Here is a 24,962-nt window from a genome sequence, read left to right as displayed (position 1 = left end):
CGTTAGCGCGAACCCGGAATCACAGAATCCTATTTCTTCACCGTCTTCGCCGGCGCTTTGGGCGGCGCCACCGGCGTCTTCTTCACCGGCTTGAGTGCGTCGGCATCGGCGGCGGTGTTGAGATCGTCGATGAATTTCTTCACGCGCGCGGCGTTGCTGCCGAGGTCACTCTCGAAATAGCGCGAGGCGGAGCGGATATCGACGCGGGAATCCTCGCCGTCGGGCACGACGCGGATTGCGATGTCCTCGCGGAACCCCATGATCGGCGAGCGCGCCACCGCCTCGATGCGGCCGATGCGGCGCGGCGGCTGCGGCGCGCGCTCGTCGATGACCAGCCATTTGCGCTTGTTGACGAGCTGAAGCGCGATCGCATAGGCGCGGTCGACTGAAATCTCGAGCTCGATCGGCTCGATATCGGGATAGAATTGACGCTGCTGCTCGGCCGAATAGAGGCCGGCATACACCGCGGTATTGGCACCATCGCCGGTGCGCAGGCGGGCCAGTGCGTCGAAGCGCGGCGGGTCGATCGGGTCGGTGGTGATGTCGTGGATCGCCGGCAGCTTGCGGTATTGCAGGCCGAGATAAGCTGGATAGGCGAGGATCGCGCCGTCGATCAGGAAGGCAAGCAGGATGCGCGCCATGCCGCGCGAGCCGTTCTGCCAGATCGCAGCGAAGCCGGCGAGCCCGAACAGGATCGAGAGCGCCGCAATCCCGAGCCCGCCGAAGAAGGTCGCGAGTGCCGGCTTCATCTCCAGGAAGCCGAACCGGACGATGATGATCGAGACCACCACCGCCACCACTGCGAACACGGCCAGATTGCGCGCCCAGCTCGCGAGGCTGGACACGGGCTCCGACTGATAGGGAGCGGAAAACCTGCGGGCCATCGGGTGAGCTCTGCCGGGGTCTTAGGGACGGTGCCGGCCGATCTGGCACGACGATGGGCCGTTGAGACCACGGCCCGCGGGCAAATTCAAGCGTTCCGCAGAAGGCTGCATCGTCATGGCCGAGCTTGACCCGGCCATGACGGTGGTGGCCGCCTACGCCGCCGCGTTCGGGAAGCGGTACTCCCTAAACTGGTCGCGCAGCGCGGTCTTCAGGATCTTGCCCGTCGCCGTATGCGGGATGCCTTCGACGAAGGCAACGTCGTCGGGCATCCACCATTTGGCGATCTTGCCGTCCATGAACTTCAGGATGTCCTCGCGGCTGGCCTGCTGGCCCTGCTTCAGCTGCACGATCAGCAGCGGACGCTCGTCCCATTTGGGGTGGAACACGCCGATCACGGCGGCTTCCGCCACTGCGGGATGACCGACTGCGAGGTTTTCCAGCTCGATCGAGGAGATCCATTCGCCGCCGGACTTGATCACGTCCTTGGAACGGTCGGTGATCCGCATATAGCCGGCCTCGTCGATGGTCGCGACGTCGCCGGTGTCGAAGAAGCCGTCCTCGTCGAGGATGTCAGTGTCGACCCGGTAATAGGCCTTGGCGACGGCCGGGCCGGCGACCTTGAGGCGGCCGAAGGTCGTGCCGTCCCACGGCAGTTCCTTGCCGGCATCGTCGGTGATCTTCATCTCGACGGCGAACGGCGCGTAGCCCTGCATCTGCAGCACGTCGAGCCGTGCCTCGCCCGTCGCATTCTGGAACGGCGGCTTCAGCGCCGCGACGCTGCCGATCGGGCTCATCTCGGTCATGCCCCAGGCGTGGCGGACGTTCGAGCCCATGTCGAGGAAGGCCTTGATCATCGAGCGCGGCATCGCCGAGCCGCCGCAGATCACCATCTTCAGGTCCGGCAGTTTCAGATTGTTCGCGGTCATGTGCTGGAGCAGCATCAGCCACACCGTGGGCACGCCGGCGGTATGCGTCACCCTCTCGGTCGAGAGCAGCTCATACACCGAGGCGCCGTCGAGCTTGGCGCCGGGCATCACGAGCTTGGTGCCCTGCGAAGGCGCGGAGAAGGCGATGCCCCAGCTGTTGGCGTGGAAGAGCGGCACCACGGGAAGCATGGTCTCGGAGGCGCTGGTGCCGAGCGCATCGACATTGTTGGCCATCAGCGCGTGCAGCACGTTGGAGCGATGCGAATACAGCACGCCCTTGGGGTCGCCGGTGGTGCCCGATGTGTAGCACATCGCGGCCGCCGTGTTCTCGTCAAAGTCCTTCCATTTAAACTTGCCGTCGGCCTCCGCAATCCAGTCCTCGTAGGCGACCACGTTCTTCAGCGTCGTCTGCGGCATGTGCGCCTTGTCGGTGAGCACGACGTAGCGTTCCACGCTTGTCAGCTTGTCGGCGATCTTCTCCAGGACCGGAATGAACGTGATGTCGGTCATCACGATGCGGTCCTGCGCATGGTTGATGATCCAGGCGATCTGCTCGGGGAAAAGGCGGGGATTGACGGTATGGCAGATGGCGCCGATCCCCATGATGCCGTACCAGACCTCGAGATGGCGCCAGGTGTTCCAGGCGATCGTTGCGACACGGTCGCCGAGCTTGATGCCGTCGCGCTCCAGCATCTGCGAGACCTTGAGCGCCCGCTTGTGGATATCGGCATAGGTGGTGCGATGGATCGGTCCCTCGACCGAGCGCGTCACAACCTCCTGCTTGCCATGAATCTTGGCGGCGTGTTCGATGATCCGGTGGCAGAGCAGGGGCCAGTCTTGCATCAAACCAAGCATTCGGTCGTTCCTCCGAGAAGCCGCTGGGCGGATTGTCGCTCTCAGCGTTGGGCCAAAGAATTGTCATGAGTTTTAGCCTGCCCGCCTTTCGCCGCAAATGGTCTTGTCGCGGCTATATGTCCGTCGGCGCGGCCATGGTTACCGTCGCGCTCGGGCTCGCGGATCGGGCTGAGGCGCGCAAATATGGGTCCCCGCTGGACATCTTTGGTATTGCTGCACCACGGCCGCGCGCGGCGGCTCATTCTGCCAATATCTCCGGCAAGATCCCGCTCCCGCGGCCTCGCCCCGAGGAGGCCCCCAAGGCATCGGCCAAGGCGTCGGACGAGGCTCCTCCGGAGACCGGCGGCAAGCCTTCCCCGGACAAACCTGGCAGCACCAAGCCCGCCGAGGAGGCCCCCCCGCCCGAGAAGCAGGCCTCGGCGTGCCGCCTCGGGCTGACCGAGGAGATCGCGATCGCGCCCTCGATCCCGGATATCCGCGGCCCGGGCGCCTGCGGCGGTGAGGATCTGGTGCGGCTCGAAGCCATCGTGCTGCCGGACAAGCGCAAGGTGGCGGTCAAGCCCGCGGCGATCCTCCGCTGCACCATGGCGTCCGCAATCGCCGATTGGGTGCGCAAGGACGTGGTGCCGCTGGCGGCGAGCCTCGGCTCGACCATCAGCGATCTCGACAATTTCGACAGCTTCGAGTGCCGCGGCCGCAACCGCGTTGTCGGCGCCATGCTGTCCGAGCATGGCAAGGCCAACGCGATCGATGTGCGCGCCATCAAGCTCGCTAACGGGCAATCGCTCGGCCTGACCGACCGCACGATGTCGCGCGAGGTGCGCGAGCGCGTGCTGCATTCGGTCTGCTCGCGCTTTTCGACCGTGCTCGGCCCCGGCTCGGATTGGTACCATGAGAACCATATCCATCTCGACCTCGCGCAGCGGCGCAACGACTACCGGATCTGCCAGTGGAACGTCTGGGATCCCCTGCCGCAGGTCGCCCCGCTGCTGCCCGCGGAACGGCCCGAGGAGGCGCCGCCGCGTGAGGTCGCGGCCAAACCTGAAGCGAAGCCCGAGGCCAAGCCCGAGACGAAGCAAAGCGTTGATGACGAGGCGGCGGAGGCATCTCCCGCGCCTGCGGACAAGTCGGGGGCCGAGGGCCACAAAGCCCAGCCGCACAAGCCGGCAACAAAAAAGCGCCGGTGAAACCGGCGCTTTTGAATGTCAGAGATCAGGAGGCAATCAGTAGCTGCCCGCCTGGCCAGTTCCGCCGCCGCCGAGCGCAAGGCGCGAATTGTACGGCGAGTCGCCATGCTTCGGTTCGAGCACCACGACGATGGTGCCGACCTTGACGCGGCCATAGAGGTCGATCGCGTCCTCGTTGGTCAGGCGGATGCAGCCCGACGAGATTGAGGCGCCGATATATTCCGGCTGATTTGTGCCGTGAATGCGGAACAATGTGTCCTTGCCGCCCGAATACAGATACATCGCCCGCGAACCCATCGGATTGTCCGGACCGGGGGCGACGAACGTGGGCACGCCCAGGCGCGAAATCTCGCCGGGAGTCGGGTGCCAGGCCGGCCATTCGGTCATGCTGCCGACCTTGGCAATGCCGGACCAGGCCATGGCTTCTTCACCGACGGTGATGCCGTAGCGGATCGCCTTGCCGCCATCCAGGACGTAGTAGAGGTAATGGTTGTCGGAATCGACCACGATCGAGCCGGGCGATTCCTTGCGGTGGTACTCGACGATGGCGCGGCGGAACGGCTCTGCGACCGGGGTGTTCTCGTACCGAACCTTGGCAAGGAGTTCCTTGTCCTTCGGCTTGAATGCCTTGGTGTCGGTCGCTTCAAAATGCGTGGCCTGCATGCAGCCCGACAGCATCAGGCCAGCGGCCAAAATACCCAGCGTAACTTTCAGCAACGACATGATTTGGTTCCAATCGACAACAACAAGCTTTCGTGGGGCTTGAGCAGGCCCAATTCCACGATTCCGTTGGCCCCATTATCGTTGAAATCTGCCACAATTCCAGCCTTACGAAGCTTCTCCCGCGCTGCAAGACCTTACCTGTGGCTTTTCTGCCGCAAGTTTTGCGGGCCCGAGTCGGTTTCTGGGCAAAACGGGCACATGTGTCGATTCCGTGCCACAGTTGGGCCACGGCGCCGCCACAAATGCAAACGCTCCGTTAATGTGCTTGTCATCATCAACTTGTCAGAATCGCGCTAAGGGCTGTCAGTCTGTCGCAGGCCCCTCCTGGAGTTGTGCATGTTTTCTGTGTTTGTTCCATCCGAGTCCTCCCTCAAGAAGGCCATCGTCGAGGATCTCGCGGCAGTACCGGAGCATGCGGTCTGGATCGACCTGGTCAACCCGACAGCGGCCGAGGACAAAGCCGTCGAGAAGCTCTCGGGGATCGCAATCCCGACCCGGGAGGACATGCAGGAGATCGAGATCTCGAGCCGCCTCTATATGGAGAACGGCGCGCGCTACATGACCGCGACGCTGATGTGCCACTCCGATACCGACATGCCCCGAACCACGGCGGTGACCTTCATTCTCGGCGACCACCGCCTGGTGACGGTGCGCTATGACCAGCCCAAGCCCTTTGCGCTGGTCGAGGCCAAGCTGGCCCGTTCCTGCACGCCGGCCATCACCGGCGAGATGGTGCTGATGGAACTGCTCGATGCCGTGATCGACCGCTGCGCCGACATCCTGGAGCGCTGCGGCGCCGAGATCGACCAGGTCTCGCATGACATCTTCGAGCCGGAGAGCGAGCGCCACGGTCATGCCAAGCAATATTCGCAAATCCTGATCTCGATCGGCCGCAAGGGCGACCTGACCTCCAAGGTTCGCGAGAGCCTGGTCTCGATCGGCCGTGTCGTCGCCTTCCTCTCGGCGGTGGTGGAGGGCGTGAAATGGTCGAAGGACATGCGCGAGCAGCTCAAGACCATGCAGCGCGACGTCGTCTCGCTGACCGATCATGCCTCCTATCTTTCTAGCAAGATCACCTTCGTGCTCGACGCCATGCTCGGCGTCGTCAATCTCGAGCAGAACAACATCATCAAGCTGTTTTCGGTCATGGCGGTTGTCCTGATGCCGCCGACGCTGATCGCCTCGATCTACGGCATGAACTTCAAGTCGATGCCGGAACTCGAATGGGCGCACGGCTATCCGTTCGCGCTGGTGCTGATGCTGATTGCGGCGATCGTTCCGTACTGGATCTTCAAGTGGAAGAAGTGGCTGTAATAGCTACCGAGACCTTACGCGGGACGCAGAGACACAGTGTCTGGTGTCGCAGAATAGAGCGGGATTGCGGCCGCACGGCGATGTGTGCTCGCCGCCCCAATTCCTCCGGTAAAATTTGAGCGGTGGGCTGAACGTTTACGCGAAACTTGTCTGCGATAAGGAGCAGGTAAGCCGCGAGGAACAGCCATGGTTGAAAAACACATAACGACGCCCCCCAACGTCATCGATCTGGCGAGCTATCGCCATGTCGTGACGAGCGGCAAGGCGTCGTCGATGTCGGCAAGCATGTGCCGACACTGTGGTGCTCCGCTGCTCGACGGTGAGAACGACGACGATTGTTCGACTGCAATCAGCACGGCCGCTCCGCAGCCACGCGAGAGGTCACGTCGGATTCGACTCGATTGAGGAACGGAAGCCAAGGGCGATCCAGGTCTTGCGGCGGCGTTGTCTGGATCGCCTTGCTCCCGCCCTTCGGCAAATCAGCTAGCGCTTCACGATCTGCGCCGTCGAGACGATGGTCTCGGCCACGACCCCGTTGCCGCTGAAAGAAGCCAGGTGCTCCCGGACGTCGCGTAGCATCTCCTCGACATTGTCGCCCAGCGCATCTGGTGATGACGACGAATAGGTCAGCGTGCGCCGCGTCAGGTCCTCCACGCCAACTACGTGGCTGGTCTCGACCGTGACGAGTTCGGTGGGCTGAAAGGCGCTGCCGCGAAAGAACGCCGGCAAGTCGCGATGGGTGCGCGTGCCCCTGCCTGCCTCCTCCCAGAGCTTGGCCGGCGACCAGCGGCGGCGTACGTCGTTGTAGCCATCGAGCCACGGGTTTCTGCCGTCGGTGACCGAGAACGAGGCGCAGATCAGAATTGCGCCACCGCGCGCAACCAGCCGAACGAGCCGTGCAAGCGTCGGCTCACGATCCATCCAATGCAGCGCGCGGCCGATCGTCACGACGTCGAAGCTGATGTCGGGGCTGAGCGTCTCGACCTTGCCTTCGATCAGCGTGAGTGCGTGGCCTGCGCTCGCAGCCGTACGTCGCGCCGCATCGAGCATGGCAGGTTCTGGGTCGACGCCGACGATGCGGCCGACATAGGGCGCAAAGCCGAGCGCCAGCAGCCCAGGTCCGGTGCCGAGGTCGATCAAGCTGCTTTGCGTGGAGAGGCCGAGCTTTTCCGCGACGCTGCGAAAGAATTCGCTCGGGTACGGCGGTCGCAAATGCTCGTAAAGTGCCGCAGTGCTAGCGAACCGACCCATGCTTCGCCTACACGTGCTGGCCGCCGTTGATGTGGATCTCGGCGCCGTTGACGTAAGAACTGGTGTCCGTACACAGCACGTAGATGATCTTGGCGACCTCGTCCGGCGTGCCGAGCCGGTGCATCGGGATCTGCTGGTCGACGATCTTCTCGGTGCCCGGCGACAGGATCGAGGTGTCGATCTCGCCCGGCGCGATCGCATTGACGCGCACGCCGACGCGGCCGAAGTCGGAGGCCATCTCGCGCGTCAGGGATGCCAGCGCGGCCTTCGAGGTGGCGTAGGCGGCGCCTGCGAAGGGATGCACGCGCGAGCCCGCGATCGAAGTGACGTTCACGACAGAGCCCTTGGCCGTCTTCAGTTCCTCGAGCAGCCCGCGCGCCATCATGATCGGCGCGAAGAAGTTGACGTTGAACACATGCGTCCAGGTGTCGAGGTCGGTGTCGATCGAGCCGAGCCTGGAGCCGCCGGCGCCCTTCGGTGAGATCGCGGCATTGTTGACCAGCGCATGCAGCATCCCGCCTTCGAGACGGTCGCGGATGTCGGAGATTGCGCGGGTGGTATCGGCGGGCGTGGCGAGGTCGACCTGGATATGGTCCTCAGGGCCTGCATCCCACGGACAATCCTCCGGGAACGGATGTCGCGAGCAGGTGATCACGCGCCAGCCGGCCGAGGAGAAACGGATCACGGTGGCATGGCCGATGCCGCGGCTCGCCCCGGTCAGGAGCAGCGTGCGGCGCGGCGCGTTGGAAGGCTGCGGCATGAAGGTCTTTCAGGTTGGAGCATGATCCGGACCCGGAGGGCCGCGTTAGCGCAAAGCGTGCAGCGGTTTTCCGAAGGGATCATGCTCGAACAAAATACTAAGGATACATCCGCGTCTTGGACCATTTCTGGCCGGCCGCGTCACGGCGAAATTCGATGCGGTCGTGCAGGCGGAATGGGCGGTCATGCCAGAATTCGATACGCGACGGCGTGATGCGCCAGCCGCTCCAGCCCGGCGGCCGCGGCACCTCGCCGATCATGTGCTTGGCGGCGACCTTGGCGATCGCCTGCTCGAAGGCGAAGCGGCTCTCCAGCTCCTGCGACTGCTTGCTCGCCCAGGCACCGATCTGCGCCTGTTTCGGGCGGGTGGCGAAATAGGCGTCGGCTTCGGCCTCGGTCACCGGCGTCACGTTGCCGCGGATGCGGACCTGCCGGCGCAGCGACTTCCAGTGAAAAAGTAACGCCGCCTTAGGATTTGCGGCGAGTTCGCGGCCCTTCTGGCTGGCGATGTGGCTGTAGAAGACGAAACCATCGGTATCGAAGCCCTTCATCAGCACCATGCGCACATCCGGCAGGCCATCGGGATCGACGGTTGCGAGCGCCATGGCGTTCGGATCGTTCGGCTCGCTCTTGATGGCTTCGTTCATCCAGGCCTCGAACAGCGCAAACGGCTCGTCGGCGGCGGTGAAATCACCGGATGTTAAGGGTGTCTGGTGTTTCATCGAGGTCGTGTCGGTCATGTCTGGGGTCCGAGTTGCGTCCTGCGGTCCAAAACGCGCTGTTGTCTGCTACCGCCCTATATAGGGTATGGGGACGCGTTGGCCTATCGGCGATCCGGCCGTCCGGCTTCGTCATGACGATCATTCTGATCGGGCTCGGCACCGGCGGTTGCAGCTTCTCCCGCAACGACAAGAGCGCCTACGCCAAGGCCGAGGACAGCGACCTCACCGGCTCGATCGCAATGCCGGCCAGGGCGGCGGCACCGACCGAGACCGATCTCGCCTTCGCCCGCAACGCCGCCTCCGACGTCCTCAGCAAGAACGACAAGGATTCCAGCCAGCATTGGGAGAATCCGGAAACCGGAGCGCGCGGTTCGGTCACGCCGATCGCGCAATCCTATGCCGCCGAGGACGGCCGCAAGTGCCGCGACTTCCTGGCGAGCTACGTCAACGGCAGCACCGAAAGCTGGCTCCAGGGCGCGGGCTGCCAAAGCAGCCGTGGCAGTTGGGAGATTCATACGCTAAAGCCGTGGCGGAGCTAGGAATCGCTTCACCAGGCTAGTTGCAAAAATACCACTCGCCCCCCACATGAGGCTCAGTTGGGGGCGGGGAGCCCTTTGAACAATTCGATTTCTTGAAGGAGACGTGACGGATGCGCGACCCCTATGAGGTCTTGGGGGTGCCGCGGAGCGCCAACGCTGCCGCGATCAAGAGCGCCTATCGCAAGCTTGCTAAGAAGCACCATCCTGACAGCAACAAGAACGACCCGAAGGCGGCCGAGCGCTTCGCTGAGCTCAATTCGGCCAACGAGATCCTCGGCGACGAGGACAAACGCAAGCAATTCGACCGCGGCGAGATCGACGCCGACGGCAAGCCGCGCTTCCATGGCTTTCCGGGCGGCGGCGGGCCGCGCGGTCGCGCGGGTCCCGGCGGGTTCGAAAGCTATACGTTCCGCGGTGGCGGCGCGGGCCCTGGTGCGGGCGGCGGCGCGTTCGAGGACATCCTCAACAGCATGTTCGGCGGTGGGCCGCGTCCGCGCCCCGGGGCCGGCGGCGGTGCCCAGTTCGAATTCGACACCGGCGGGATCGGGCTCGATCTCGACGTCAATGTCGCCATGACCGTCTCGCTGGAGGAGGCGGTCAAGGGCGGCGAGAAGCGAGTCCGGCTGCCGAATGGCAAGGAACTCAATGTCAAGGTTCCGTCCGGCGTGACCGAGGGCCAGCAGATCCGGTTGCGGGGACAGGGCGAGAGCGCTCAGGGCCACCCGCCGGGCGATCTCCTGATCACGATCAGCATCGCGCCGCATCCGTTCTTCAAGATCGAGGGCGCCGATCTCCGGATCGACCTGCCGGTCACGCTTTATGAGGCGGTGCTTGGCGGCAAGGTCCGCGTGCCCACCCTCGGCAATGCCGTGGAGCTTTCGGTCCCGCAAAACACCTCCAGCGGCCGGACCTTCCGCCTGAAGGGCAAAGGATTGCCAAAAGCTGGCGGAACCGGGGATCTCTTCGTTACTGTCAGGATTATGCTACCGGACGGGAACGACGCCGAGCTTGAAGCATTGATGGAGAAGTGGCGGGACCAACGCCCCTACAATCCACGTAGCGGGCTTGGCTAAGCGTGATCCAGAAAGTGTGAAGGGGTTCTCCTAAAGACTGAGAGCGTCGTCCGTCGAGATGATGCTCATCATATGCCCGAGGCGTGTTAGCCCTTCTTGGCTCACGTGCTCGACGTGTCGGCTGTCCGGCGGGGCAGCCGATAAAAAGGTGCGGCCTCGAGAGGGGGACCAGCGCGGTACCAAAAACCCCAATCGAGGCCGCCCGCGTCGATCGGCGGATCGAACGCTGCTCATTTTCGCGTGATCATCCGGTGCGATAATGAGACGCGCCGATGTCTTCATTCCAAATTTTCAATGTCGGAATCGAGGCACCGCGCTTGCGTGGTTGTCTAGGTGCCGCTTTTCTCTGCTTGGTCGTAGACCGCCTGCGCCACTTTGGTCAGCCGATCCCGGTCGCCGCCACCGCTGACGACGTAGCCGACGCCGCGCTCCGACCAGAACAGCGCCCCGTCCTTGTCCGTTCGGGCGTAGCGCATCTGCGTTGCACCATTCTCGGTCTTGGCGGTGTAAATCGTGTACCGCTCGCCCGAGGCACCCTCATACATCAGGAACGACGCCGGCCCGTTCGGCCCCGGCAAAAGCCGGCCACCGACGAGCTTTAGTCCACTCGCCTCCAGGTTCGGTGCAAACACGGTCCAGCCGCAGCGCCGGGTCAGCCAGGCCTGGAGGTGGTCGCGCTCGTTGCCGCCGACCTCGACGGGATGGCGAACCTCGACGACATAGAGGCGGTGGGCGTCGAGTGCGTCAGTCGTAAAACTCTGGAAGGTCGAGGGCGCGTTGGCGGCGCCATGCGCCAGCCAGCCGGCGGTGCCGCCGGCGACGAAGGCCACCAGCACGGCCGCGGCGGCGCCATAGAGCCAGTGCCGCGGGCGGCGCTCCAGCCGTTCGAGCTCGAGCCGCGCCGGCACCGGCTCCTGGGCGACGGAATCGTAGCGGGCGTGCAGCATCTCGGCCATGGCGCGCCAGGACTGCACGCGCTCGCCATCCTCAGGCTGCGCGGCAAGCCAGGCTTCGACGTCGGCGCGGCGCTCGGCCGGCAACTCGCCGTCGACATAGGCGTGCAGTTCGTCCTCGGTCACTGGGATCTTGCGGTCGTTCATATCGATCGTCTCTGGCTCTGCGGCCCAAAATGTTCTTCGTGGTTCAACTGCGCCGCTTCCCATGCCATGCAGGAGAAACGACCGGCGCGATGCATCAATCCTGCCATCATTTCACCCGCCTGAGCGCCGGGCGCTCACCCTCCAGCGAGGCTTTAACGTGGGCGCGGGCGCGTGCCAGGCGCGACATCACGGTGCCGATCGGCACGCCCTGGATGTCGGCGACCTCGCGGTAGCTCATGCCCTCCAGCATCACCAGGAGCAGCACCGAGCGTTGCTCCTCGACGAGCGTCGCCAGCGCCCTCTCGATATCGCGCCCTTCGGCTTCGGTCCCGCTGGCGTCCGGGTTGTTCTCCGTCAGCTGCATGAATTGCGGGCGCCGTGCCAGCGAGCGCCGCCGGTTCTTGTTGAGGTTGGTCAGGATCGTATAGAGCCAGCTCCTGACGTCGCCCCCGAGGAACAGGCGCTCCGAACGCAGCGCCCGCACCAGCGTATCCTGCACCAGATCGTCGGCCGCATCCGCCTCGCGCGTGAGCGCGCGGGCGTAGCGGCGCAACGCCGGGATCATGGCTTCAACGCTCTGGCGAAACGCACTCATTGCGATCTTGACGTCCTGATGTCCGGCGCGAGCGCCACAACGATCATAACACCCGAGCGGAACGGCTATTCCGGCGCGTGAAACAGCGTTAACGCCGCGTATTAGGACTGTACCGCCACGGAGGGCTGGTGTACCTCCAAACCTTACCGGGAGCTCGACGGGACGTTAGCAAAATGGCGCAGAATTCAGGTCTGATGCAGGGCAAGCGGGGCGTGGTCCTCGGCGTTGCCAACAACCGCTCGATCGCCTGGGGCATTGCCAAGGCATGTCACGCGGCCGGCGCCGAGCTCGCCTTCACCTATCAGGGCGATGCGCTGAAGAAGCGCGTCGAGCCGCTTGCCGCCGAGATCGGCGGGCTCGTACTCGGCCATTGCGACGTCACCGATGCCGCGACCATCGATGCGGCGTTCGCGGTGCTGAAGGAGAAGTGGGGCAAGATCGACTTCCTGGTGCATGCGATCGCCTATGGCGAGCAGCTCGACGGCCGCTACGTCGACACCACGCAGGAGAATTTTTCGAAGTCCATGCTGATCTCCTGCTACTCGTTCACAGCCGTGGCGCAGCGCGCCGAGAAGCTGATGACCGACGGCGGCTCGCTGATCACGCTCAGCTATTACGGCGCCGAGAAGTGGATGCCGCATTACAACGTCATGGGCGTCGCGAAAGCGGCGCTCGAAGCAAGCGTGCGTTATCTCGCCGCCGATCTCGGCGAGAAGAACATCCGCGTCAACGCGATCTCCGCGGGGCCGATCAAGACGCTCGCGGCGTCCGGCATCGGCGATTTCAGATATATCCTGAAGTGGAACGAGGCCAACGCGCCGCTGCGGCGCAACGTCTCCACGGAAGACGTCGGTGGCAGCGCGCTGTATTTCCTCTCCGACCTCTCGCGCGGCGTCACCGGCGAGGTGCATCACGTCGATTCCGGCTATCACGTGCTCGGCATGAAGCGCCCGGACGCGCCGGACATTTCGTTCGGCGGGAAGGACTAACTTTTTACCCAGCAATGCCCGTGCCCACGATCTATTATCTGCGCCACGGCGAGACCGAGTGGAATGCGCTCGGGAGGCTTCAGGGCATCAAGGACATTCCGCTGAACGCGCGCGGTCGCGATCAGGCCGTGCGGGCCGGCGGCATTCTCGCCGATCTGTTCAAGCGCGAGGGCCGCGACAAGGCTGCATTACCCTACGTGTCGAGTCCGCTTGGCCGCGCGCGACAGACCATGGAACTGGCGCGGAGCAAGCTCGAACTGCCGATTGCGGACTATACGCTCGACGATCGCTTGCGCGAGATCGGCTACGGCACCTGGGAGGGACTGACGCTGGCCGAGAGCGAGGCCTCCGATCCCGAAATATATGCCCGGCGCCTCGCCGACAAATGGACGGTGGGCCCCGCGGGCGGGGAGACCTACGCCGATGTGCAGGTCCGCGTGCGCGCCTGGTACGAGCAGCTCCGGACCGACACCGTCGCGGTCGCCCATGGTGGGACCTGCCGGGCCCTGATGGTTTCACTCGGCCTGGAGACGCCGGCGAGCGCCGCCGAACTCTACATCGAGCAGGGCGCCGTCTACGTGTTCCGGGACGGGCGGCTGGAGAAGTTTAGTTAAGCCGGTTCGCCGTCCCCGTGGCGGCTGCGGGTTTGACCACCGGCGCCCCGCGCGTTACCACACGCGGGAACCGAGCCAGCGAGCAGCGATGTCCTTCAACACCTTCGGCCACATGTTCCGCGTCACGACCTTCGGCGAGAGCCATGGGGTGGCGATCGGCTGCGTGGTCGACGGCTGCCCGCCCATGATCCCGCTCGTCGAGACCGACATCCAGGGCGATCTTGATCGCCGCCGGCCCGGCCAGTCGCGCTTCACGACCCAGCGTCAGGAGGCGGACCAGGTCAAGATCCTCTCCGGCGTGATGGCGCATCCGGAGACCGGCGTGCAGGTGACGACGGGCACGCCGATCGGGCTCCTGATCGAGAACACCGACCAGCGCTCCAAGGACTATTCCGAGATCAAAGACAAGTTTCGCCCCGGTCATGCCGACTTCACCTATGAAGCAAAGTACGGCCTGCGCGATTATCGCGGCGGCGGCCGCTCCTCGGCGCGCGAGACCGCGACGCGCGTTGCCGCCGGCGCGATCGCGCGAAAGGTGTTGCCCGATGTGAAGGTGCGCGGCGCGTTGGTGCAGATGGGGCCGCACAAGATCGACCGCGCGAAGTGGGACTGGGACGAGATCGCGAAGAATCCGTTCTTCTGTCCGGACAAGGACAAGGCCGCATTCTTCGAGACCTATCTCGACGGCATCCGCAAGAGCGGCTCCTCGATCGGCGCGGTGATCGAGGTCGTCGCCGAAGGTGTGCCGGCTGGCCTTGGCGCGCCGATCTACGCCAAGCTCGATTCCGATCTGGCGGGCGCGATGATGACCATCAACGCGGTGAAGGGCGTCGAGATCGGCGCCGGCTTTGGCGCGGCGGAATTGACCGGCGAAGAGAACGCCGACGAGATGCGCACGGGCAATGACGGCACGCGTTTTCTCTCCAACCACGCCGGCGGCGTGCTGGGCGGCATCTCCACAGGGCAGCCGGTGGTGGTGCGTTTCGCGGTCAAACCGACCTCGTCGATCCTGCAGCCGCGTCTCACCGTCGATCGCAACGGCGCCGACACCGAGATCATGACCAAGGGCCGCCACGATCCCTGCGTCGGCATCCGCGCCGTACCCGTCGGCGAAGCCATGATGGCCTGTGTTTTGGCGGATCATTTCCTGCGCGACCGCGGCCAGGTCGGGCGCTAGCGTTCTGCGAGGCGCTTGTATCGCGCCACTGGCCCACCGCGCAGCTTGACGATCCCACAACTTCGTCCGCAAATGCGCGCATGGAAAGCTCCGAGCTCCAACGCATCACCAGCTGGCTGATCGACGGCGCCTGGTCGTCGAAGACCCCGGCCGAGATGACGGCGGAAGCCTGCGAACGGATGGTCGCAGCCGGTCTGCCGCTATGGCGGTTCGGCATCTTCATCCGCACGCTGCATCCCGAAATTTTCGGTCGCAACTTCATCTGGCGGGAGGGCGAGGAGGTCGAGATCGGCACGGTCGATTTCGAGATCCTGGAGACGCCGGAATTCGCCAGAAGTCCGCTGCGGGTCGTGTTCGAGCAGGGACTTGAGGTGCGCGGACGCATGGACGATCCCGGCAGCAAGCATTTCCCTTTTTTCGACGATATGCGTGCCGAAGGCGTAACCGACTACGTCGCGACGCCAATGCAGTTTCTCGACGGCTCGGTCCACGCGACGAGCTGGACCACGCGCCATCCAGGCGGATTCACCGATGAACACATCGCGGCGATTCACAGCATCATCAAACCGCTCGCGCGCATCACTGAGATCATCAGCCTGCGCCGCACCGCCGAGATGCTGCTCGACACCTATGTCGGCAATCGTGCCGGCGCGCGCATCCTTGGCGGTCAGATCCGCCGCGGCCACAACGACACCATGCAGGCTGCGATCTGGCTCTCCGATCTGCGCGGCTTCACCGCACTGTCGGACCGGCTGCCGGCCGAGACCGTGGTCGAGATCCTCAACCATTATTTCGACTGCCAGGTCGCCGCGATCCGCGGCCATGGCGGCGAGGTGCTGAAATTCATGGGCGACGGCCTGCTCGCGGTATTCCCCATCGACGAATATGTCGGCGATGCCGCGCATGTCTGCACGCGGGTGCTGGAGGCGGCGCGCGAATCCCGCGCCAGCGTCGAGGCGCTCGCGTACCCTGTCGGCGATGTCGTCGAGCGCTTCCGCTTCGGCGTTGCGCTCCACGTCGGCAACATCCTCTACGGCAATATCGGTGGCGGCAATCGCCTCGACTTCACCTGCATCGGTCCCGCCGTGAACCTTGCCGCCAGGCTCGAGAAGATCACCGGTCGCCTGGGGCGGACCGTCGTGGCCTCGGAAATGTTCGCCAGTGTCTGCCGCCGCGACTGGCACGAGCTCGGCGAATTCCCGATCGCGGGCTTTTCAAAGGCGCAGCGCGTGTATGGGCTGACGGATGAAGCACCGGCGCTGGTCGCTGAGCGCTACTCCTCCGGCTCCGTCGTGAACAGCAGCGGATAGCCCTTGGTGCGGCCGGCATCCGTTGCGCGGGTAGCCTTGGTCTCGGCGACGTCCTTGGTGAAAACTGCGACCACGCAGGCGCCGAGCTTGTGGGCGGTGATCATCACCTTGTAGGCCTGATCCTCGGTCATCCGGAACTCGGCCTTGAGGATCATCGTGACGAATTCGCGCGGCGTGAAGTCGTCGTTGATCAGGATGACCTTATGAAGCTTCGGCCGCTCGACCTTGGTCTTCGTCCTGGTTTTCGGTTTGGCAACGGTATCGTTCATTCCGCCTCCCGGATATGGCGGGCTCGGGTTCCTGCCGGCGCGCTCAGCGCGCGGCCTTCTCACCATATTGCAGGACCTGCACCTTCTCCAAGGTGATCAGGCCGCTCGACATCATGCCATCCAGGATGGGCAGGAATGCATTGATGTTGTCCTCGCTGTCGACGATCTCGATCAGCAGCGGCAGGTCTTCCGAGAGCCGCAGGATTTTGGACGTGTGGAGGCGGCTCGACTTGCCGAAGCCCATGGGGCCGCGCAGCACGGTGGCGCCGGCCAGATGCCGCTCGCGCGCCGTCATCACGATCGCTTCATAGAGCGGCTTGCCGTCGAAATGGTCGTTCTCGCCAATGAAGATCCGGAGCGAAACTGCCTGATTGGGGATTTGCATGATTAGCTCCTTCGCAAGCGGTTGGTGCCGCTGGCTATCATATGGCCTGCCCATACCGACACCAGCCAGCAAATGACGGATGCCGCGATATAGGCGAGCGCCGTATATTTCATGCCGCCGTGGAGCAGGCGGAAAGTCTCCAGGCTGAAGGTCGAAAAGGTCGTGTAGCCGCCGCAGAACCCGGTCATGACGAACTGCCGGTGCTCGGGCCGGGCCAGCAGGCGGCCGTCGGGTCCGGTCAGCGTCGCGTAGAAGCCGATCATCAGTGAGCCCGTGGCGTTGATGAACAGCGTCGCGACCGGGAAGCCGGGCCCGGTGTCGAGCGCAAGCCCGACCAGATAGCGCGTCAGCCCGCCGACCATGCTGCCGGCGGCAATCCAGGCATAGAGCGTCGCGGTGCGCCAGCGATCGGCAAAGGAGGGGGACTTCATCTGCCTCTAGCCTGCCAGAGTGTCCGTGAGGAGGAAGCCGCAACTGACGGCCGCGAGGCAGAGCACGACCGAGACCGCGACATTCCCGAGCGCGTGCATCGCCTCGCCGTTGCGCGCCAGCGTCAGCGTTTGCAGACTGAACGAGGACACCGTGGTGTAGCAGCCAAGAAAGCCGGTGACCGCGAACAGCCATGGATCGGGCGCGGCGAAGGCCGAGCCGGGATGGGTCGCCAATGCGCCAAAAATGCCGATCAGAAAGGCGCCAGTGACGTTGATGGTCACGGTGCCCCACGGAAACGTCTCGCCCAGCCGCCGGGCGATCGCGCCGGAGATGAAATAGCGCGCGCAGCCGCCGAGCATGCTGCCGATCATGATCGCAAGCACTCCGCTCAGCACGGCGAACAGCCCCCCGTCATCGTTTCTCCTCCGTTGCCATCCCGCCGCCGACGGCGAATAGTCCCACGAGCGCGACCAGCGCGAAGCCGAGCCCCGCCAGGAACGTGCCGGCCGGACCATAGGCATCCCACAAGGCGCCGGCGATCACGCTTGCGGCCAGCAAGGCAAGGCCGGTGAACAGGTTGAAATAGCCGAACGCGGTGCCGCGCAGGCTCGGTGGCGCCGCGTCGGCGACGAGGGCCGAGAGCAGGCCTTGCGTCAACCCCATATGCAGTCCCCACAGCACGACGCCGAGGGCGAGGCCCCCAAGGTTTGGCAGCAGCGCGAGCGCAAGATCGGCGCCGGCGAGGAAGACGAGGCCGAGCGCGAGCAGGCCGGTGCGGTTGATCCGGTCCGAGAGCACGCCGGCCGGATAGGCCGACAACGCATAGACGATGTTCATCAGCACCAGCACGGCCGGCACCCACATCGCATTGAGCCCGATGTTCTGCGCGCGCAGGATCAGGAAGGCCTCGCTGAAGCGCGCCAGCGTGAACACGACGCCAACCGCGACCACGCGCCAGTATACGGACCCGAGCTGGCGCACCGCGGCGGTATTCAGTGGATTCCTTGAGGGCTCCCGGCCAGGGTCCGGCTCCGGCTCGCTCACCGCGAACGCGATCAGTCCGAACGACAGGAAGCCCGGCAGCACGGCCACCCAGAACACCATCGTAAAATTGTCCGCCGTCCACCACATCAGGCCGATCGCCATGAGCGGCCCGACGAAGGCACCGATAGTGTCGAGCGACTGCCGCAGGCCGAAGCTCGCGCCACGCAGGCCGATAGGTGCGATATCGGCGATCAGCGCATCGCGCGGCGCGCCGCGAATGCCCTTGCCGACGCGGTCGATGAAGCGCCCGGCAACCAGCCATCCGACGCTGGGGGCAAGCGGGAATAGCGGTTTTGTCAGCGCGGCGAGTCCGTAGCCCAGCGCGGCGAGCAATTTGCGCCGGCCTAGCCAGTCGGACAACGCGCCGGAGAAGATCTTCGTGATCGAGGCGGTCGCCTCGGCAATGCCCTCGATGAAGCCGACGGTGAGCGTGGAGGCGCCGAGCACGGTGACGAGATAGACCGGCAGCAGCGCGTGGATCATCTCGGAAGAGACGTCCATCAGCATCGAGACGAAACCGAGCACCCAGATTCCCCTGGGCAGCCCCGCACGTGCAGCATTCGGTGTTGTCGTCGTCACGTCCAGGACTTCTCCTCGGCCTCTGCTTGACCTCTGCTTGACCTCTGCTTGACCTCTCCTTGGCCTTCGCGTCCAGGCAACAAAAAACCCGCCAGCGGCGGGTTTGTCCATGCTCCCACCGAAGGCAAAGGCTTAGAAATTGCCCCTCCTCAAGCAGGAGTCATCAGCCCATTACGGTCACAGGCCGCCGGGCGGTTGTCGGGGGACTCCATCCCCATCTGTGTCGCCAGCCTAGCATGGAAATGGCGCCGGACAAATGGGCGAGGGTGCTCTGTCTAGTGGCCCGTTCTTCCGGGGCGCATGGCGCATGACGGCATACCCGTGCCAGCGATCGCGCAGTCAGCGGCGCGAGCGCGGCAACATGGCGGCAGCTTTGCGTAATGCTTCGCAATTCCCGACCCGCAGATCCCAACGCGCAAATCCCTAACTGGAATGTGAAGCGCAAGCGATCTTCGGACTTTGCGGCAAGGCGATTGCATGTCACCATCGCGTCATACGACGGGAGGCTGCGATGCGCTTGCTGTTCTCGATCGGGGCTGTGCTGGTGACCGGCATGTTCGCCGGAGGGGACGTCGCGGGCATCGCGGCACCAGGACCCAAATTTGAGTCGCCTAAAATTCAGCCGCAGCGGCAAGCAGCCGACAGGGACGCGCAGACGGTCGATGTCGAGCTGATCCTCGCTGTCGACGTCTCCTACTCCATGGACATGGACGAGCTCGCGATCCAGCGCGAAGGCTATGCGCAGGCGATCCAGTCGAAGGAATTCCTGCAGGCGCTGAAGCTGGGCCCGAACGGCCGGATCGCGGTGACCTATTTCGAGTGGGCCGCCTCGACCGACCAGAAGATCATCATTCCCTGGCGCCTGATCGACGGACCGGAGACCGCCGATGCCGTCGCCGCCGAAATCCTGAAGACGCCGATCCGGCGCGCCTCGCGCACTTCGATCTCCGGCGCGATCAGTTTCGCGATGCCGCTGTTCGACGAGGATCCCTATCGGGGCTTGCGCCGTGTGATCGATATTTCCGGCGACGGTCCCAACAACAATGGCACTCCGGTCACGATTGCGCGCGACGCGGCGATCGAGAAGGGCATCGTGATCAACGGCCTCCCGATCATGGTCAAGGAGCCGTCCTATTCGACCATGGATATCGACAATCTCGACTTCTACTATGAAGATTGTGTCATCGGCGGCCCCGGTTCCTTTGTCATCACGATCAAGGATCGCGAGAAGTTCAAGGAAGCCATCCGCACCAAGCTCTTGATGGAGGTTGCAGGCCGTATGCCGGAGCGCCCGGTGATGCGCGTTGCGGAGAAGGACAGGGAGCCGCGTGTGAACTGCATGATCGGCGAGAAGATCTGGTCAGACCGCTGGGGTCGCTGAGCGCGGCCCCCGGACGAGACCTTTTGCCCTATTTGCCCGCGATGGAATTTTAACCATGCGTTAACTGTTGCGTGGCCCTAATCGGCTGCTTCCAATTGTTTCCGGATACTGTTCTGACGTTCCTGTCGGGGCGCGAACCAAGCGGGCCTGTCAGACAAATCCGCCGAGCAATCCAATGGCCATCGTCTCATCGAGCACCAGCCAGATTTCGCCCGCCAACGAGCGGGTGTATCACCAGAGCGCCCTCCTCGGTGACTGGAAGGGCAATTGGGCGGGCAACAACCAGCCCGTCGGCTTCAAGGTCGTGAACATCCGCGGTGCCCGGGCGCAGGTCGAGTACACCCATAACGGGCACACCGAGCGCGGCTTTGGCGAGGTCGCCGGTTCGCTTCTCACCTTCGGTAACATCACGGTCGGCACCAAAGACGGCAAGAGTTTGGTGCTGTTATCCTCCGCGGGCGCTGGCAAGCAGACCGCGACGCTGGACAAGCAGGCGCCGCCGGCCTCGGACAGCCGTCTGATGGGAAGCTGGGGTGGCTATTCAAGTGACAATGGCAAGAGCGCGAGCTTCAGGGTGCTCGGCGTCAACGGCAACGAAGCGCAGGTCAGCGTCACCACCGATGGCGTCACCCGTCAGGGCACCGGCACCGTCTACAAGAACGTCATCATGTTCGGGCAGGCGCAGATTGCGACCGACGACGGGCAGAACGGCAAGATCATCTACCAGGTCGGCAACAAGTCATTCATGGTGCCCGTGACGAAATATCCGCCGGCGGATACGTCGTCCACGGTGGACAGGACGGCATAGCAGATCACGGCTGCTGCTCGCTGGACCGCGTCAGCGCCTTCAAGTGCCGGTCGATCTGACGCAAGACGTCGCACGCGGGCGCCAAAGCGCCATTACCGATCATTTGCGGCGGCGAGCTTACGTTGCCGCGCGAGCGAGGCAACGATGTCGGCGCCAGGCGTGGCTGCAGCATCGGCATGGCCATATGCCGCAGCCACGCGCCGGAATGGGGAAGATCAGATCCGCGCCTCCAGAATCAGATTGAAGGGCGTTTCAGCTGCGCGGCGGAAGCGCGTCAGTCCGCCCTCTCGCGCGACCTTGCGCAGCCTTGCCTCGCCGGCTTGCGCGCCCAGTCCGAGGCCCACCTCCTGGTCGAGCGAGGCCGGCGTGCAGATCATGGTCGACGCCGCATAATAGACCCGCCCGACCGGGTTGAGATTGTCCTCGAGGCGGTCGCCTGCGAACGGCTCGACCAGCATGCAGGTGCCGTCCTTTGCCATGGTCTCGCGCACGTGGCCGATGGCGCCGACGGGATCGCCCATGTCATGCAGGCAATCGAAGAAGCAGACGAGATCATAGCCCTCGGCCGGATAGGTCTTGGCGGAATGAACATCGAAGCTGACCCGGTCGCCCAATCTGGCTTCGGTGGCCGCCTTTCGCGCGGCCTCGATCGAACCCTCGTGATAGTCGAAGCCGTAGAAGCGGGAGTTCGGGAAGGCTTCCGCCATCAGCCGTGTCGAGACGCCGTGCCCGCAGCCGACATCGGCGACCTTGGCGCCGCGCTTCAGCTTGTCCACGACGCCGTCGAGCGCGGGCAGCCATTCCTGCACCAGATGATGCATGTACCCGGTCCGGAAGAAGCGGGCGGTGCCGCAGAACAGGCACTCGCTGCGCCGGTTCCAACCGACGCCCTTGCCGGATTTGAATGCGTCCGAGACCTTCGGCTCGTCGAGAAACGCCGAGGCAATGACATTGCCGAACGCGCCGAGGAACACCGGACTGTCCTCATCGGCAAGCGCCATCGCCTGCTCCGGCAGCATCGAGAATTTTGCCGAAGCGGAATCGTACTCGATGTAGCCGGATGCCGCCTGGCTCGCGAGCCATTCGCGGACGTAGCGCTCCGCCGTCCCGGTGGCGCTTGCGAGCTCGGACGAGTTCATCGGTCCCTTGGCGGCAAGGGTACGGTAGAGACCGAGCTTGTCCCCGAGCAGGACCAGCGACGCATTCATCGCTGCCCCGAATTCGGTGACCATCTTGCCCATAAAGGCATTCAACCTGTCGGAATTGACCTCCATGACAGCCTCCGTGCTGACGCGCCCCCTTAGGTGGGTCAATCCGGCATGCGGGAAGTTCAAACTGGCAGGAAAACGTGATCCCGGAACTCAAGGGAAGACTGGTGTCGCTATGCTGGCATTCATGCTGTCTGGTGGGTATAATTCGCAAGCTTTTCGACGGTTATTTGGATGTCCAGGCTTACACGCTCTTGCGGTCTCGCGGTTTTTCTTGCCCTGCTCTGCCTCGGCGAAGCGCCGGCTCATGCGCAAGGCGCACCCCTGCAATATTGGATCCCCGGCGGACCTTTCGGCTTCGGCGGCGTTGCCGGCCAGAGCGCCGACAGCTACGGCAATTTCCCGAGCTTCAATGGCGCCGACGCAAGCGGCCGCAGCAATTTTGCGAACGGCTTCTTTGTGGGCAGCCAGCATGGCAATCTCAATTGGAGCGGCCTCAGCCCGGCCGGACTGAGCGGCAATTTCAGCGCGCTCTCCTACGACAGCACGCAATTCGGCTACAACACCAAGACCGCGGGCGGCATGCCCGTCACGTTCTTTGCCGGTTTCGACACCCTGAAATACGGCAACGGCATCGGCAGCTCGCTTGCGCCGCTCACCTCCAGCGCCTCGCCCGGCTACGGCGCATTTGCGGGTGTCGAGTTCAAGCCGACCTCCAACCTCAGCCTGTCGTTCGGCGCCGGCTTCACCCAGCAGGACTCGGGCCGCATGGATAGCGATCTCAGATCGAACATGCTGCCCGGCGAGTCGCCGGCGTTGAGTGGCCTTCGGCGCTAACTAGCGCGTGAACTTCGCAACGAGCTCGACATGCGGCGTGTGGCGGAACTGATCCACCGGCACGACTACGTCAATCTTGTAGCCGCCATCGATCAGCAGCCGCGCATCGCGAGCAAAGGTCGCGACATTGCAGGAGACCGCGACCACCACCGGCACCTTGCTCGCGGCGAGCTTCAAGGCCTGCGCCTGTGCGCCCTGGCGTGGCGGGTCGAACACGACAGCGTCAAAATCGCGCAGCTCCGGCGCCACCAGGGGACGGCGGAACAGGTCGCGCGGCTCGGCCTTGATCGGCTTGAGCCCCGGCGTGCGTGCTGCTTTTTCGAGCGCTGCAATGGCGCCGACGTCGTTGTCATGGGCGCTGATGCGGGTCTTCTCGGCGAGCCGCAACGCAAACGGCCCGACGCCGCAGAAGAGATCGAGAACGTTCTTGGCCTTGCCGACGCGCTCCGCGACCAGCGACGCAAGCGTCTCTTCGCCGGCGACGGTGGCCTGCAGGAACGAGCCCGGCGGCAGCGTCACCTCGGCGCGGCCCATCTGCAGGGTCGGTGGCAGGCGTTGCAGCACCAGTTCGCCGTGCCGTGTCAGCCGTGCCAGGCGATGCTGCTCGGCGACGCGCGACAGCGCCGTCACGAGCGGCGTTGGCAGCGGGCCGGAGCCGCGCACGTCCACGTCGAGACCGTTGGCGGTCGCGGTCACCTGGATGTCCAGCGGCTTCGTCACCAGCATTTTGGACGTCAGCAGTTCGGCGAGCGCCCAACCGGCATCGAGCGCGCCCTCGAGCCCGGGATCGAGGATCGGGCAACGATCGATCGGGATGACATCGTGCGAGCTCGCAGCCGAGAAGCCGACCTTGAGGATGTCATGGGTGCCCAACCGGCCGTGCAGCGTGATGCGCCTGCGTCCCGCACCGTGGGCATCGACCAGCGGCGCCACCTCGCAGTCGATGCCGGCCTGGGCCAGGGTCTCGACCACGATGCCGCGCTTCCAGGCGTGATACGGTTCAGTCGCCCAGTGCTGGATCGCGCAGCCGCCACAGACGCCGAAATGCGGACAGAACGGCGCGACGCGCTCGGGGCTGGCGACATCCACCGCCAGCAGCTTGCGGCGATCAGGATGGTTGCCGACGACACGATCGACCTCGACGGTCTCGCCGCCGAGCGTGTAGGGCACATAGACGGCATCACCAGCGTCGAGCGAGACGCCGTCGCCGCGATGGCCGACGTGATCGATCGTCACGCGCTCAACCACGGCGCGCGCCCAGGAAGAATTCGATGTTGCCGTCGCCGCCGGTGATCGCCGACGGGAACACCTCGATATCGGTGCAGCCGAGCGAGGCCGCAAAGGCGGCGATGTCGTCGCAGATCTCGCGGTGCACGGCGGCGTCGCGGACGATGCCCTTCTTGTTGTGCTTCCGGTCCGCCTCGAATTGCGGCTTGATCAGTGCCAGCAGGCTCATCGGCGCGGCCGCCAGCGACAGCGCCACGGGCAGCACCGTCTTGAGCGAGATGAAGCTGACGTCGATCACGACGACATCGGGCCGCGCCGGCAAACGCTTGCCGTCATAGGCGCGGATGTCGGTCTCTTCCATCGACACGATCTTGGAGTGACCGCGCAGCGAGGGATGCAACTGGCTGGTGCCGACATCGACGGCAAAGACGAGACTCGCGCCGTTCGCCAGCAGCACCTCGGTAAATCCGCCGGTGGACGCGCCGACGTCGAGGCAGACATGGTCCTCGATCTCGATCGGGTAGCGCTCCAGCGCGCCGGCGAGCTTGACGCCGCCGCGGGAGACGTAGGGGTACGCGGGCTCGGCCTGGATCACGGCGTCCTCGGCGATGGTCTCCGACGGCTTTGCGACCTGCTTGTCGTCGGCGGTGACGAGGCCGGCCTCGATCGCCGCGCGCGCCCGCGCCCGGCTCTCGAACAGGCCGCGCTCGACCAGCAGAACATCCGCGCGCTTGCGGGCAGGGGACATCATCTCTCCGAAGACGCCAGAGGCG

Annotated in this window: 29 protein-coding genes and 1 riboswitch; of the genes, 12 read left to right on the top strand and 17 right to left on the bottom strand. The window is 64.6% G+C overall.

The window, feature by feature from the left end; genetic code table 11:
• Positions 1–29: 29 nt before the first annotated feature.
• Together BRA1253DRAFT_RS13025 and BRA1253DRAFT_RS13020 are read right to left on the bottom strand one after the other, a co-directional pair.
• The gene (locus BRA1253DRAFT_RS13025; RefSeq protein ID WP_007594716.1) at positions 30–884 is read right to left on the bottom strand and encodes a DUF1499 domain-containing protein; all 855 of its coding nucleotides are present in this window, start codon (positions 882–884) and stop codon (positions 30–32) included.
• Positions 885–1,037: 153 nt separating this feature from the next.
• Entirely contained in the window at positions 1,038–2,666 is a 1,629-nt protein-coding gene (locus tag BRA1253DRAFT_RS13020) for a fatty-acid--CoA ligase (RefSeq protein WP_007594714.1), read from the bottom strand.
• Positions 2,667–2,731: 65 nt separating this feature from the next.
• Here BRA1253DRAFT_RS13020 and BRA1253DRAFT_RS13015 point away from each other — a divergent pair, with 65 nt between their 5' ends.
• Positions 2,732–3,853, top strand: a complete 1,122-nt coding sequence (locus BRA1253DRAFT_RS13015; RefSeq protein ID WP_007594713.1) for an extensin family protein — start codon at positions 2,732–2,734, stop codon at positions 3,851–3,853.
• 36 nt (positions 3,854–3,889) lie between these two features.
• Here BRA1253DRAFT_RS13015 and BRA1253DRAFT_RS13010 read toward each other — a convergent pair whose 3' ends face one another.
• Entirely contained in the window at positions 3,890–4,576 is a 687-nt protein-coding gene (locus BRA1253DRAFT_RS13010) for a L,D-transpeptidase (RefSeq protein WP_007594711.1), read from the bottom strand.
• A 336-nt stretch (positions 4,577–4,912) separates the two neighbouring features.
• Here BRA1253DRAFT_RS13010 and BRA1253DRAFT_RS13005 point away from each other — a divergent pair, with 336 nt between their 5' ends.
• Both BRA1253DRAFT_RS13005 and BRA1253DRAFT_RS41425 read left to right on the top strand, forming a co-directional pair.
• Positions 4,913–5,890: a magnesium transporter CorA family protein gene (locus BRA1253DRAFT_RS13005; RefSeq protein WP_007594709.1), complete on the top strand. Its 978-nt coding sequence runs from the start codon at positions 4,913–4,915 to the stop codon at positions 5,888–5,890.
• Positions 5,891–6,076: 186 nt separating this feature from the next.
• Entirely contained in the window at positions 6,077–6,295 is a 219-nt protein-coding gene (locus tag BRA1253DRAFT_RS41425) for a hypothetical protein (RefSeq protein WP_007594705.1), read from the top strand.
• Positions 6,296–6,373: 78 nt separating this feature from the next.
• On the opposite strand, the gene BRA1253DRAFT_RS13000 is transcribed toward BRA1253DRAFT_RS41425, so the two are convergent.
• The 3 genes from BRA1253DRAFT_RS13000 to pdxH all read right to left on the bottom strand — a co-directional run bounded on the left by BRA1253DRAFT_RS13000 (position 6,374) and on the right by pdxH (position 8,640).
• Positions 6,374–7,141, bottom strand: a complete 768-nt coding sequence (locus tag BRA1253DRAFT_RS13000; protein ID WP_007594704.1) for a class I SAM-dependent methyltransferase — start codon at positions 7,139–7,141, stop codon at positions 6,374–6,376.
• A 7-nt stretch (positions 7,142–7,148) separates the two neighbouring features.
• Entirely contained in the window at positions 7,149–7,901 is a 753-nt protein-coding gene (locus BRA1253DRAFT_RS12995) for an SDR family NAD(P)-dependent oxidoreductase (RefSeq protein ID WP_007594703.1), read from the bottom strand.
• Positions 7,902–7,998: 97 nt separating this feature from the next.
• The gene (gene pdxH, locus BRA1253DRAFT_RS12990) at positions 7,999–8,640 is read right to left on the bottom strand and encodes a pyridoxamine 5'-phosphate oxidase (RefSeq protein ID WP_007594697.1); all 642 of its coding nucleotides are present in this window, start codon (positions 8,638–8,640) and stop codon (positions 7,999–8,001) included.
• A gap of 113 nt (positions 8,641–8,753) precedes the next feature.
• Between pdxH and BRA1253DRAFT_RS12985 the strand changes: the two genes are divergently transcribed.
• Together BRA1253DRAFT_RS12985 and BRA1253DRAFT_RS12980 are read left to right on the top strand one after the other, a co-directional pair.
• Positions 8,754–9,161, top strand: a complete 408-nt coding sequence (locus BRA1253DRAFT_RS12985) for an RT0821/Lpp0805 family surface protein (protein WP_007594695.1) — start codon at positions 8,754–8,756, stop codon at positions 9,159–9,161.
• A 110-nt stretch (positions 9,162–9,271) separates the two neighbouring features.
• A complete protein-coding gene (locus BRA1253DRAFT_RS12980) occupies positions 9,272–10,234 on the top strand; it encodes a DnaJ C-terminal domain-containing protein (RefSeq protein WP_007594691.1) in 963 nt (320 codons plus the stop codon).
• Positions 10,235–10,563: 329 nt separating this feature from the next.
• Here BRA1253DRAFT_RS12980 and BRA1253DRAFT_RS12975 read toward each other — a convergent pair whose 3' ends face one another.
• Both BRA1253DRAFT_RS12975 and BRA1253DRAFT_RS12970 read right to left on the bottom strand, forming a co-directional pair.
• Complete coding sequence (locus tag BRA1253DRAFT_RS12975; RefSeq protein ID WP_007594681.1) at positions 10,564–11,334, bottom strand: anti-sigma factor; 771 nt, start codon at positions 11,332–11,334, stop codon at positions 10,564–10,566.
• 106 nt (positions 11,335–11,440) lie between these two features.
• Complete coding sequence (locus tag BRA1253DRAFT_RS12970; protein WP_007594679.1) at positions 11,441–11,929, bottom strand: sigma-70 family RNA polymerase sigma factor; 489 nt, start codon at positions 11,927–11,929, stop codon at positions 11,441–11,443.
• Between the two features lie 173 nt (positions 11,930–12,102).
• Here BRA1253DRAFT_RS12970 and fabI point away from each other — a divergent pair, with 173 nt between their 5' ends.
• The 4 genes from fabI (at position 12,103) to BRA1253DRAFT_RS12950 (ending at position 16,019) form a co-directional block, all read left to right on the top strand.
• On the top strand, positions 12,103–12,918 hold the full coding sequence (gene fabI, locus BRA1253DRAFT_RS12965) for an enoyl-ACP reductase FabI (protein ID WP_007594677.1): 816 nt from the start codon (positions 12,103–12,105) through the stop codon (positions 12,916–12,918).
• A gap of 14 nt (positions 12,919–12,932) precedes the next feature.
• Entirely contained in the window at positions 12,933–13,532 is a 600-nt protein-coding gene (locus tag BRA1253DRAFT_RS12960; protein WP_007594675.1) for a histidine phosphatase family protein, read from the top strand.
• Between the two features lie 88 nt (positions 13,533–13,620).
• On the top strand, positions 13,621–14,709 hold the full coding sequence (aroC, locus tag BRA1253DRAFT_RS12955) for a chorismate synthase (protein WP_007594674.1): 1,089 nt from the start codon (positions 13,621–13,623) through the stop codon (positions 14,707–14,709).
• Positions 14,710–14,789: 80 nt separating this feature from the next.
• On the top strand, positions 14,790–16,019 hold the full coding sequence (locus BRA1253DRAFT_RS12950) for an adenylate/guanylate cyclase domain-containing protein (protein WP_007594673.1): 1,230 nt from the start codon (positions 14,790–14,792) through the stop codon (positions 16,017–16,019).
• On the opposite strand, the gene clpS is transcribed toward BRA1253DRAFT_RS12950, so the two are convergent.
• Genes clpS through BRA1253DRAFT_RS12925 form a run of 5 tightly spaced genes read right to left on the bottom strand, consistent with a single transcriptional unit; the run spans position 15,983 to position 18,728 of the window.
• The gene (gene clpS, locus BRA1253DRAFT_RS12945; RefSeq protein WP_007594672.1) at positions 15,983–16,288 is read right to left on the bottom strand and encodes an ATP-dependent Clp protease adapter ClpS; all 306 of its coding nucleotides are present in this window, start codon (positions 16,286–16,288) and stop codon (positions 15,983–15,985) included. The genes BRA1253DRAFT_RS12950 and clpS overlap by 37 nt on opposite strands.
• 43 nt (positions 16,289–16,331) lie before the next feature.
• Positions 16,332–16,673 carry a DUF190 domain-containing protein gene (locus tag BRA1253DRAFT_RS12940; RefSeq protein WP_007594670.1) on the bottom strand — a complete coding sequence of 114 codons (342 nt, stop codon included), beginning with the start codon at positions 16,671–16,673 and terminating at the stop codon, positions 16,332–16,334.
• A gap of 2 nt (positions 16,674–16,675) precedes the next feature.
• Positions 16,676–17,104, bottom strand: a complete 429-nt coding sequence (crcB, locus tag BRA1253DRAFT_RS12935) for a fluoride efflux transporter CrcB (protein WP_007594668.1) — start codon at positions 17,102–17,104, stop codon at positions 16,676–16,678.
• Between the two features lie 6 nt (positions 17,105–17,110).
• Positions 17,111–17,509 (bottom strand): fluoride efflux transporter CrcB, encoded by a 399-nt coding sequence (crcB, locus tag BRA1253DRAFT_RS12930; RefSeq protein ID WP_198288302.1) that lies wholly within the window; start codon positions 17,507–17,509, stop codon positions 17,111–17,113.
• 7 nt (positions 17,510–17,516) lie between these two features.
• The gene (locus tag BRA1253DRAFT_RS12925) at positions 17,517–18,728 is read right to left on the bottom strand and encodes an MFS transporter (protein WP_007594664.1); all 1,212 of its coding nucleotides are present in this window, start codon (positions 18,726–18,728) and stop codon (positions 17,517–17,519) included.
• Positions 18,729–18,875: 147 nt separating this feature from the next.
• Positions 18,876–18,953: riboswitch (Fluoride riboswitch) on the bottom strand.
• Between the two features lie 286 nt (positions 18,954–19,239).
• On the opposite strand from BRA1253DRAFT_RS12925, the gene BRA1253DRAFT_RS12920 reads away from it, so the two are divergent.
• Together BRA1253DRAFT_RS12920 and BRA1253DRAFT_RS12915 are read left to right on the top strand one after the other, a co-directional pair.
• Positions 19,240–20,109: a DUF1194 domain-containing protein gene (locus tag BRA1253DRAFT_RS12920; protein WP_007594662.1), complete on the top strand. Its 870-nt coding sequence runs from the start codon at positions 19,240–19,242 to the stop codon at positions 20,107–20,109.
• 175 nt (positions 20,110–20,284) lie between these two features.
• Entirely contained in the window at positions 20,285–20,917 is a 633-nt protein-coding gene (locus BRA1253DRAFT_RS12915; protein ID WP_007594660.1) for a hypothetical protein, read from the top strand.
• 4 nt (positions 20,918–20,921) lie between these two features.
• Here BRA1253DRAFT_RS12915 and BRA1253DRAFT_RS12910 read toward each other — a convergent pair whose 3' ends face one another.
• Positions 20,922–21,095, bottom strand: a complete 174-nt coding sequence (locus tag BRA1253DRAFT_RS12910) for a hypothetical protein (RefSeq protein WP_157158585.1) — start codon at positions 21,093–21,095, stop codon at positions 20,922–20,924.
• A 37-nt stretch (positions 21,096–21,132) separates the two neighbouring features.
• Complete coding sequence (locus BRA1253DRAFT_RS12905; protein WP_007594658.1) at positions 21,133–22,191, bottom strand: class I SAM-dependent methyltransferase; 1,059 nt, start codon at positions 22,189–22,191, stop codon at positions 21,133–21,135.
• A gap of 168 nt (positions 22,192–22,359) precedes the next feature.
• Here BRA1253DRAFT_RS12905 and BRA1253DRAFT_RS12900 point away from each other — a divergent pair, with 168 nt between their 5' ends.
• Positions 22,360–22,962: a hypothetical protein gene (locus tag BRA1253DRAFT_RS12900; RefSeq protein ID WP_007594657.1), complete on the top strand. Its 603-nt coding sequence runs from the start codon at positions 22,360–22,362 to the stop codon at positions 22,960–22,962.
• Here the strand turns inward: BRA1253DRAFT_RS12900 and BRA1253DRAFT_RS12895 are convergent, their stop codons facing one another.
• Both BRA1253DRAFT_RS12895 and BRA1253DRAFT_RS12890 read right to left on the bottom strand, forming a co-directional pair.
• Positions 22,963–24,210 carry a class I SAM-dependent RNA methyltransferase gene (locus BRA1253DRAFT_RS12895; protein WP_007594655.1) on the bottom strand — a complete coding sequence of 416 codons (1,248 nt, stop codon included), beginning with the start codon at positions 24,208–24,210 and terminating at the stop codon, positions 22,963–22,965. It lies immediately after the preceding gene.
• Complete coding sequence (locus tag BRA1253DRAFT_RS12890) at positions 24,203–24,937, bottom strand: TlyA family RNA methyltransferase (protein ID WP_007594653.1); 735 nt, start codon at positions 24,935–24,937, stop codon at positions 24,203–24,205. Before BRA1253DRAFT_RS12890 ends, BRA1253DRAFT_RS12895 begins: the two co-directional genes overlap by 8 nt.
• Positions 24,938–24,962 lie beyond the last annotated feature (25 nt).

Origin of the sequence: Bradyrhizobium sp. WSM1253, assembly GCF_000244935.1 — a bacterium.
Lineage (GTDB): Bacteria > Pseudomonadota > Alphaproteobacteria > Rhizobiales > Xanthobacteraceae > Bradyrhizobium > Bradyrhizobium canariense.
This window is presented reverse-complemented; position numbering and strand designations above follow the sequence as displayed.

Coding starts and splice junctions, on each gene's coding strand:
- BRA1253DRAFT_RS13025 (WP_007594716.1), bottom strand. CDS start 884: ATGGCCCGCAGGTTTTCCGCTCCCTATCAGTCGGAGCCCGTGTCCAGC.
- BRA1253DRAFT_RS13020 (WP_007594714.1), bottom strand. CDS start 2,666: ATGCTTGGTTTGATGCAAGACTGGCCCCTGCTCTGCCACCGGATCATC.
- BRA1253DRAFT_RS13015 (WP_007594713.1), top strand. CDS start 2,732: ATGAGTTTTAGCCTGCCCGCCTTTCGCCGCAAATGGTCTTGTCGCGGC.
- BRA1253DRAFT_RS13010 (WP_007594711.1), bottom strand. CDS start 4,576: ATGTCGTTGCTGAAAGTTACGCTGGGTATTTTGGCCGCTGGCCTGATG.
- BRA1253DRAFT_RS13005 (WP_007594709.1), top strand. CDS start 4,913: ATGTTTTCTGTGTTTGTTCCATCCGAGTCCTCCCTCAAGAAGGCCATC.
- BRA1253DRAFT_RS41425 (WP_007594705.1), top strand. CDS start 6,077: ATGGTTGAAAAACACATAACGACGCCCCCCAACGTCATCGATCTGGCG.
- BRA1253DRAFT_RS13000 (WP_007594704.1), bottom strand. CDS start 7,141: ATGGGTCGGTTCGCTAGCACTGCGGCACTTTACGAGCATTTGCGACCG.
- BRA1253DRAFT_RS12995 (WP_007594703.1), bottom strand. CDS start 7,901: ATGCCGCAGCCTTCCAACGCGCCGCGCCGCACGCTGCTCCTGACCGGG.
- pdxH (WP_007594697.1), bottom strand. CDS start 8,640: ATGACCGACACGACCTCGATGAAACACCAGACACCCTTAACATCCGGT.
- BRA1253DRAFT_RS12985 (WP_007594695.1), top strand. CDS start 8,754: ATGACGATCATTCTGATCGGGCTCGGCACCGGCGGTTGCAGCTTCTCC.
- BRA1253DRAFT_RS12980 (WP_007594691.1), top strand. CDS start 9,272: ATGCGCGACCCCTATGAGGTCTTGGGGGTGCCGCGGAGCGCCAACGCT.
- BRA1253DRAFT_RS12975 (WP_007594681.1), bottom strand. CDS start 11,334: ATGAACGACCGCAAGATCCCAGTGACCGAGGACGAACTGCACGCCTAT.
- BRA1253DRAFT_RS12970 (WP_007594679.1), bottom strand. CDS start 11,929: ATGAGTGCGTTTCGCCAGAGCGTTGAAGCCATGATCCCGGCGTTGCGC.
- fabI (WP_007594677.1), top strand. CDS start 12,103: ATGGCGCAGAATTCAGGTCTGATGCAGGGCAAGCGGGGCGTGGTCCTC.
- BRA1253DRAFT_RS12960 (WP_007594675.1), top strand. CDS start 12,933: ATGCCCGTGCCCACGATCTATTATCTGCGCCACGGCGAGACCGAGTGG.
- aroC (WP_007594674.1), top strand. CDS start 13,621: ATGTCCTTCAACACCTTCGGCCACATGTTCCGCGTCACGACCTTCGGC.
- BRA1253DRAFT_RS12950 (WP_007594673.1), top strand. CDS start 14,790: ATGGAAAGCTCCGAGCTCCAACGCATCACCAGCTGGCTGATCGACGGC.
- clpS (WP_007594672.1), bottom strand. CDS start 16,288: ATGAACGATACCGTTGCCAAACCGAAAACCAGGACGAAGACCAAGGTC.
- BRA1253DRAFT_RS12940 (WP_007594670.1), bottom strand. CDS start 16,673: ATGCAAATCCCCAATCAGGCAGTTTCGCTCCGGATCTTCATTGGCGAG.
- crcB (WP_007594668.1), bottom strand. CDS start 17,104: ATGAAGTCCCCCTCCTTTGCCGATCGCTGGCGCACCGCGACGCTCTAT.
- BRA1253DRAFT_RS12920 (WP_007594662.1), top strand. CDS start 19,240: ATGCGCTTGCTGTTCTCGATCGGGGCTGTGCTGGTGACCGGCATGTTC.
- BRA1253DRAFT_RS12915 (WP_007594660.1), top strand. CDS start 20,285: ATGGCCATCGTCTCATCGAGCACCAGCCAGATTTCGCCCGCCAACGAG.
- BRA1253DRAFT_RS12910 (WP_157158585.1), bottom strand. CDS start 21,095: ATGCCGATGCTGCAGCCACGCCTGGCGCCGACATCGTTGCCTCGCTCG.
- BRA1253DRAFT_RS12905 (WP_007594658.1), bottom strand. CDS start 22,191: ATGGAGGTCAATTCCGACAGGTTGAATGCCTTTATGGGCAAGATGGTC.
- BRA1253DRAFT_RS12900 (WP_007594657.1), top strand. CDS start 22,360: ATGTCCAGGCTTACACGCTCTTGCGGTCTCGCGGTTTTTCTTGCCCTG.
- BRA1253DRAFT_RS12890 (WP_007594653.1), bottom strand. CDS start 24,937: ATGTCCCCTGCCCGCAAGCGCGCGGATGTTCTGCTGGTCGAGCGCGGC.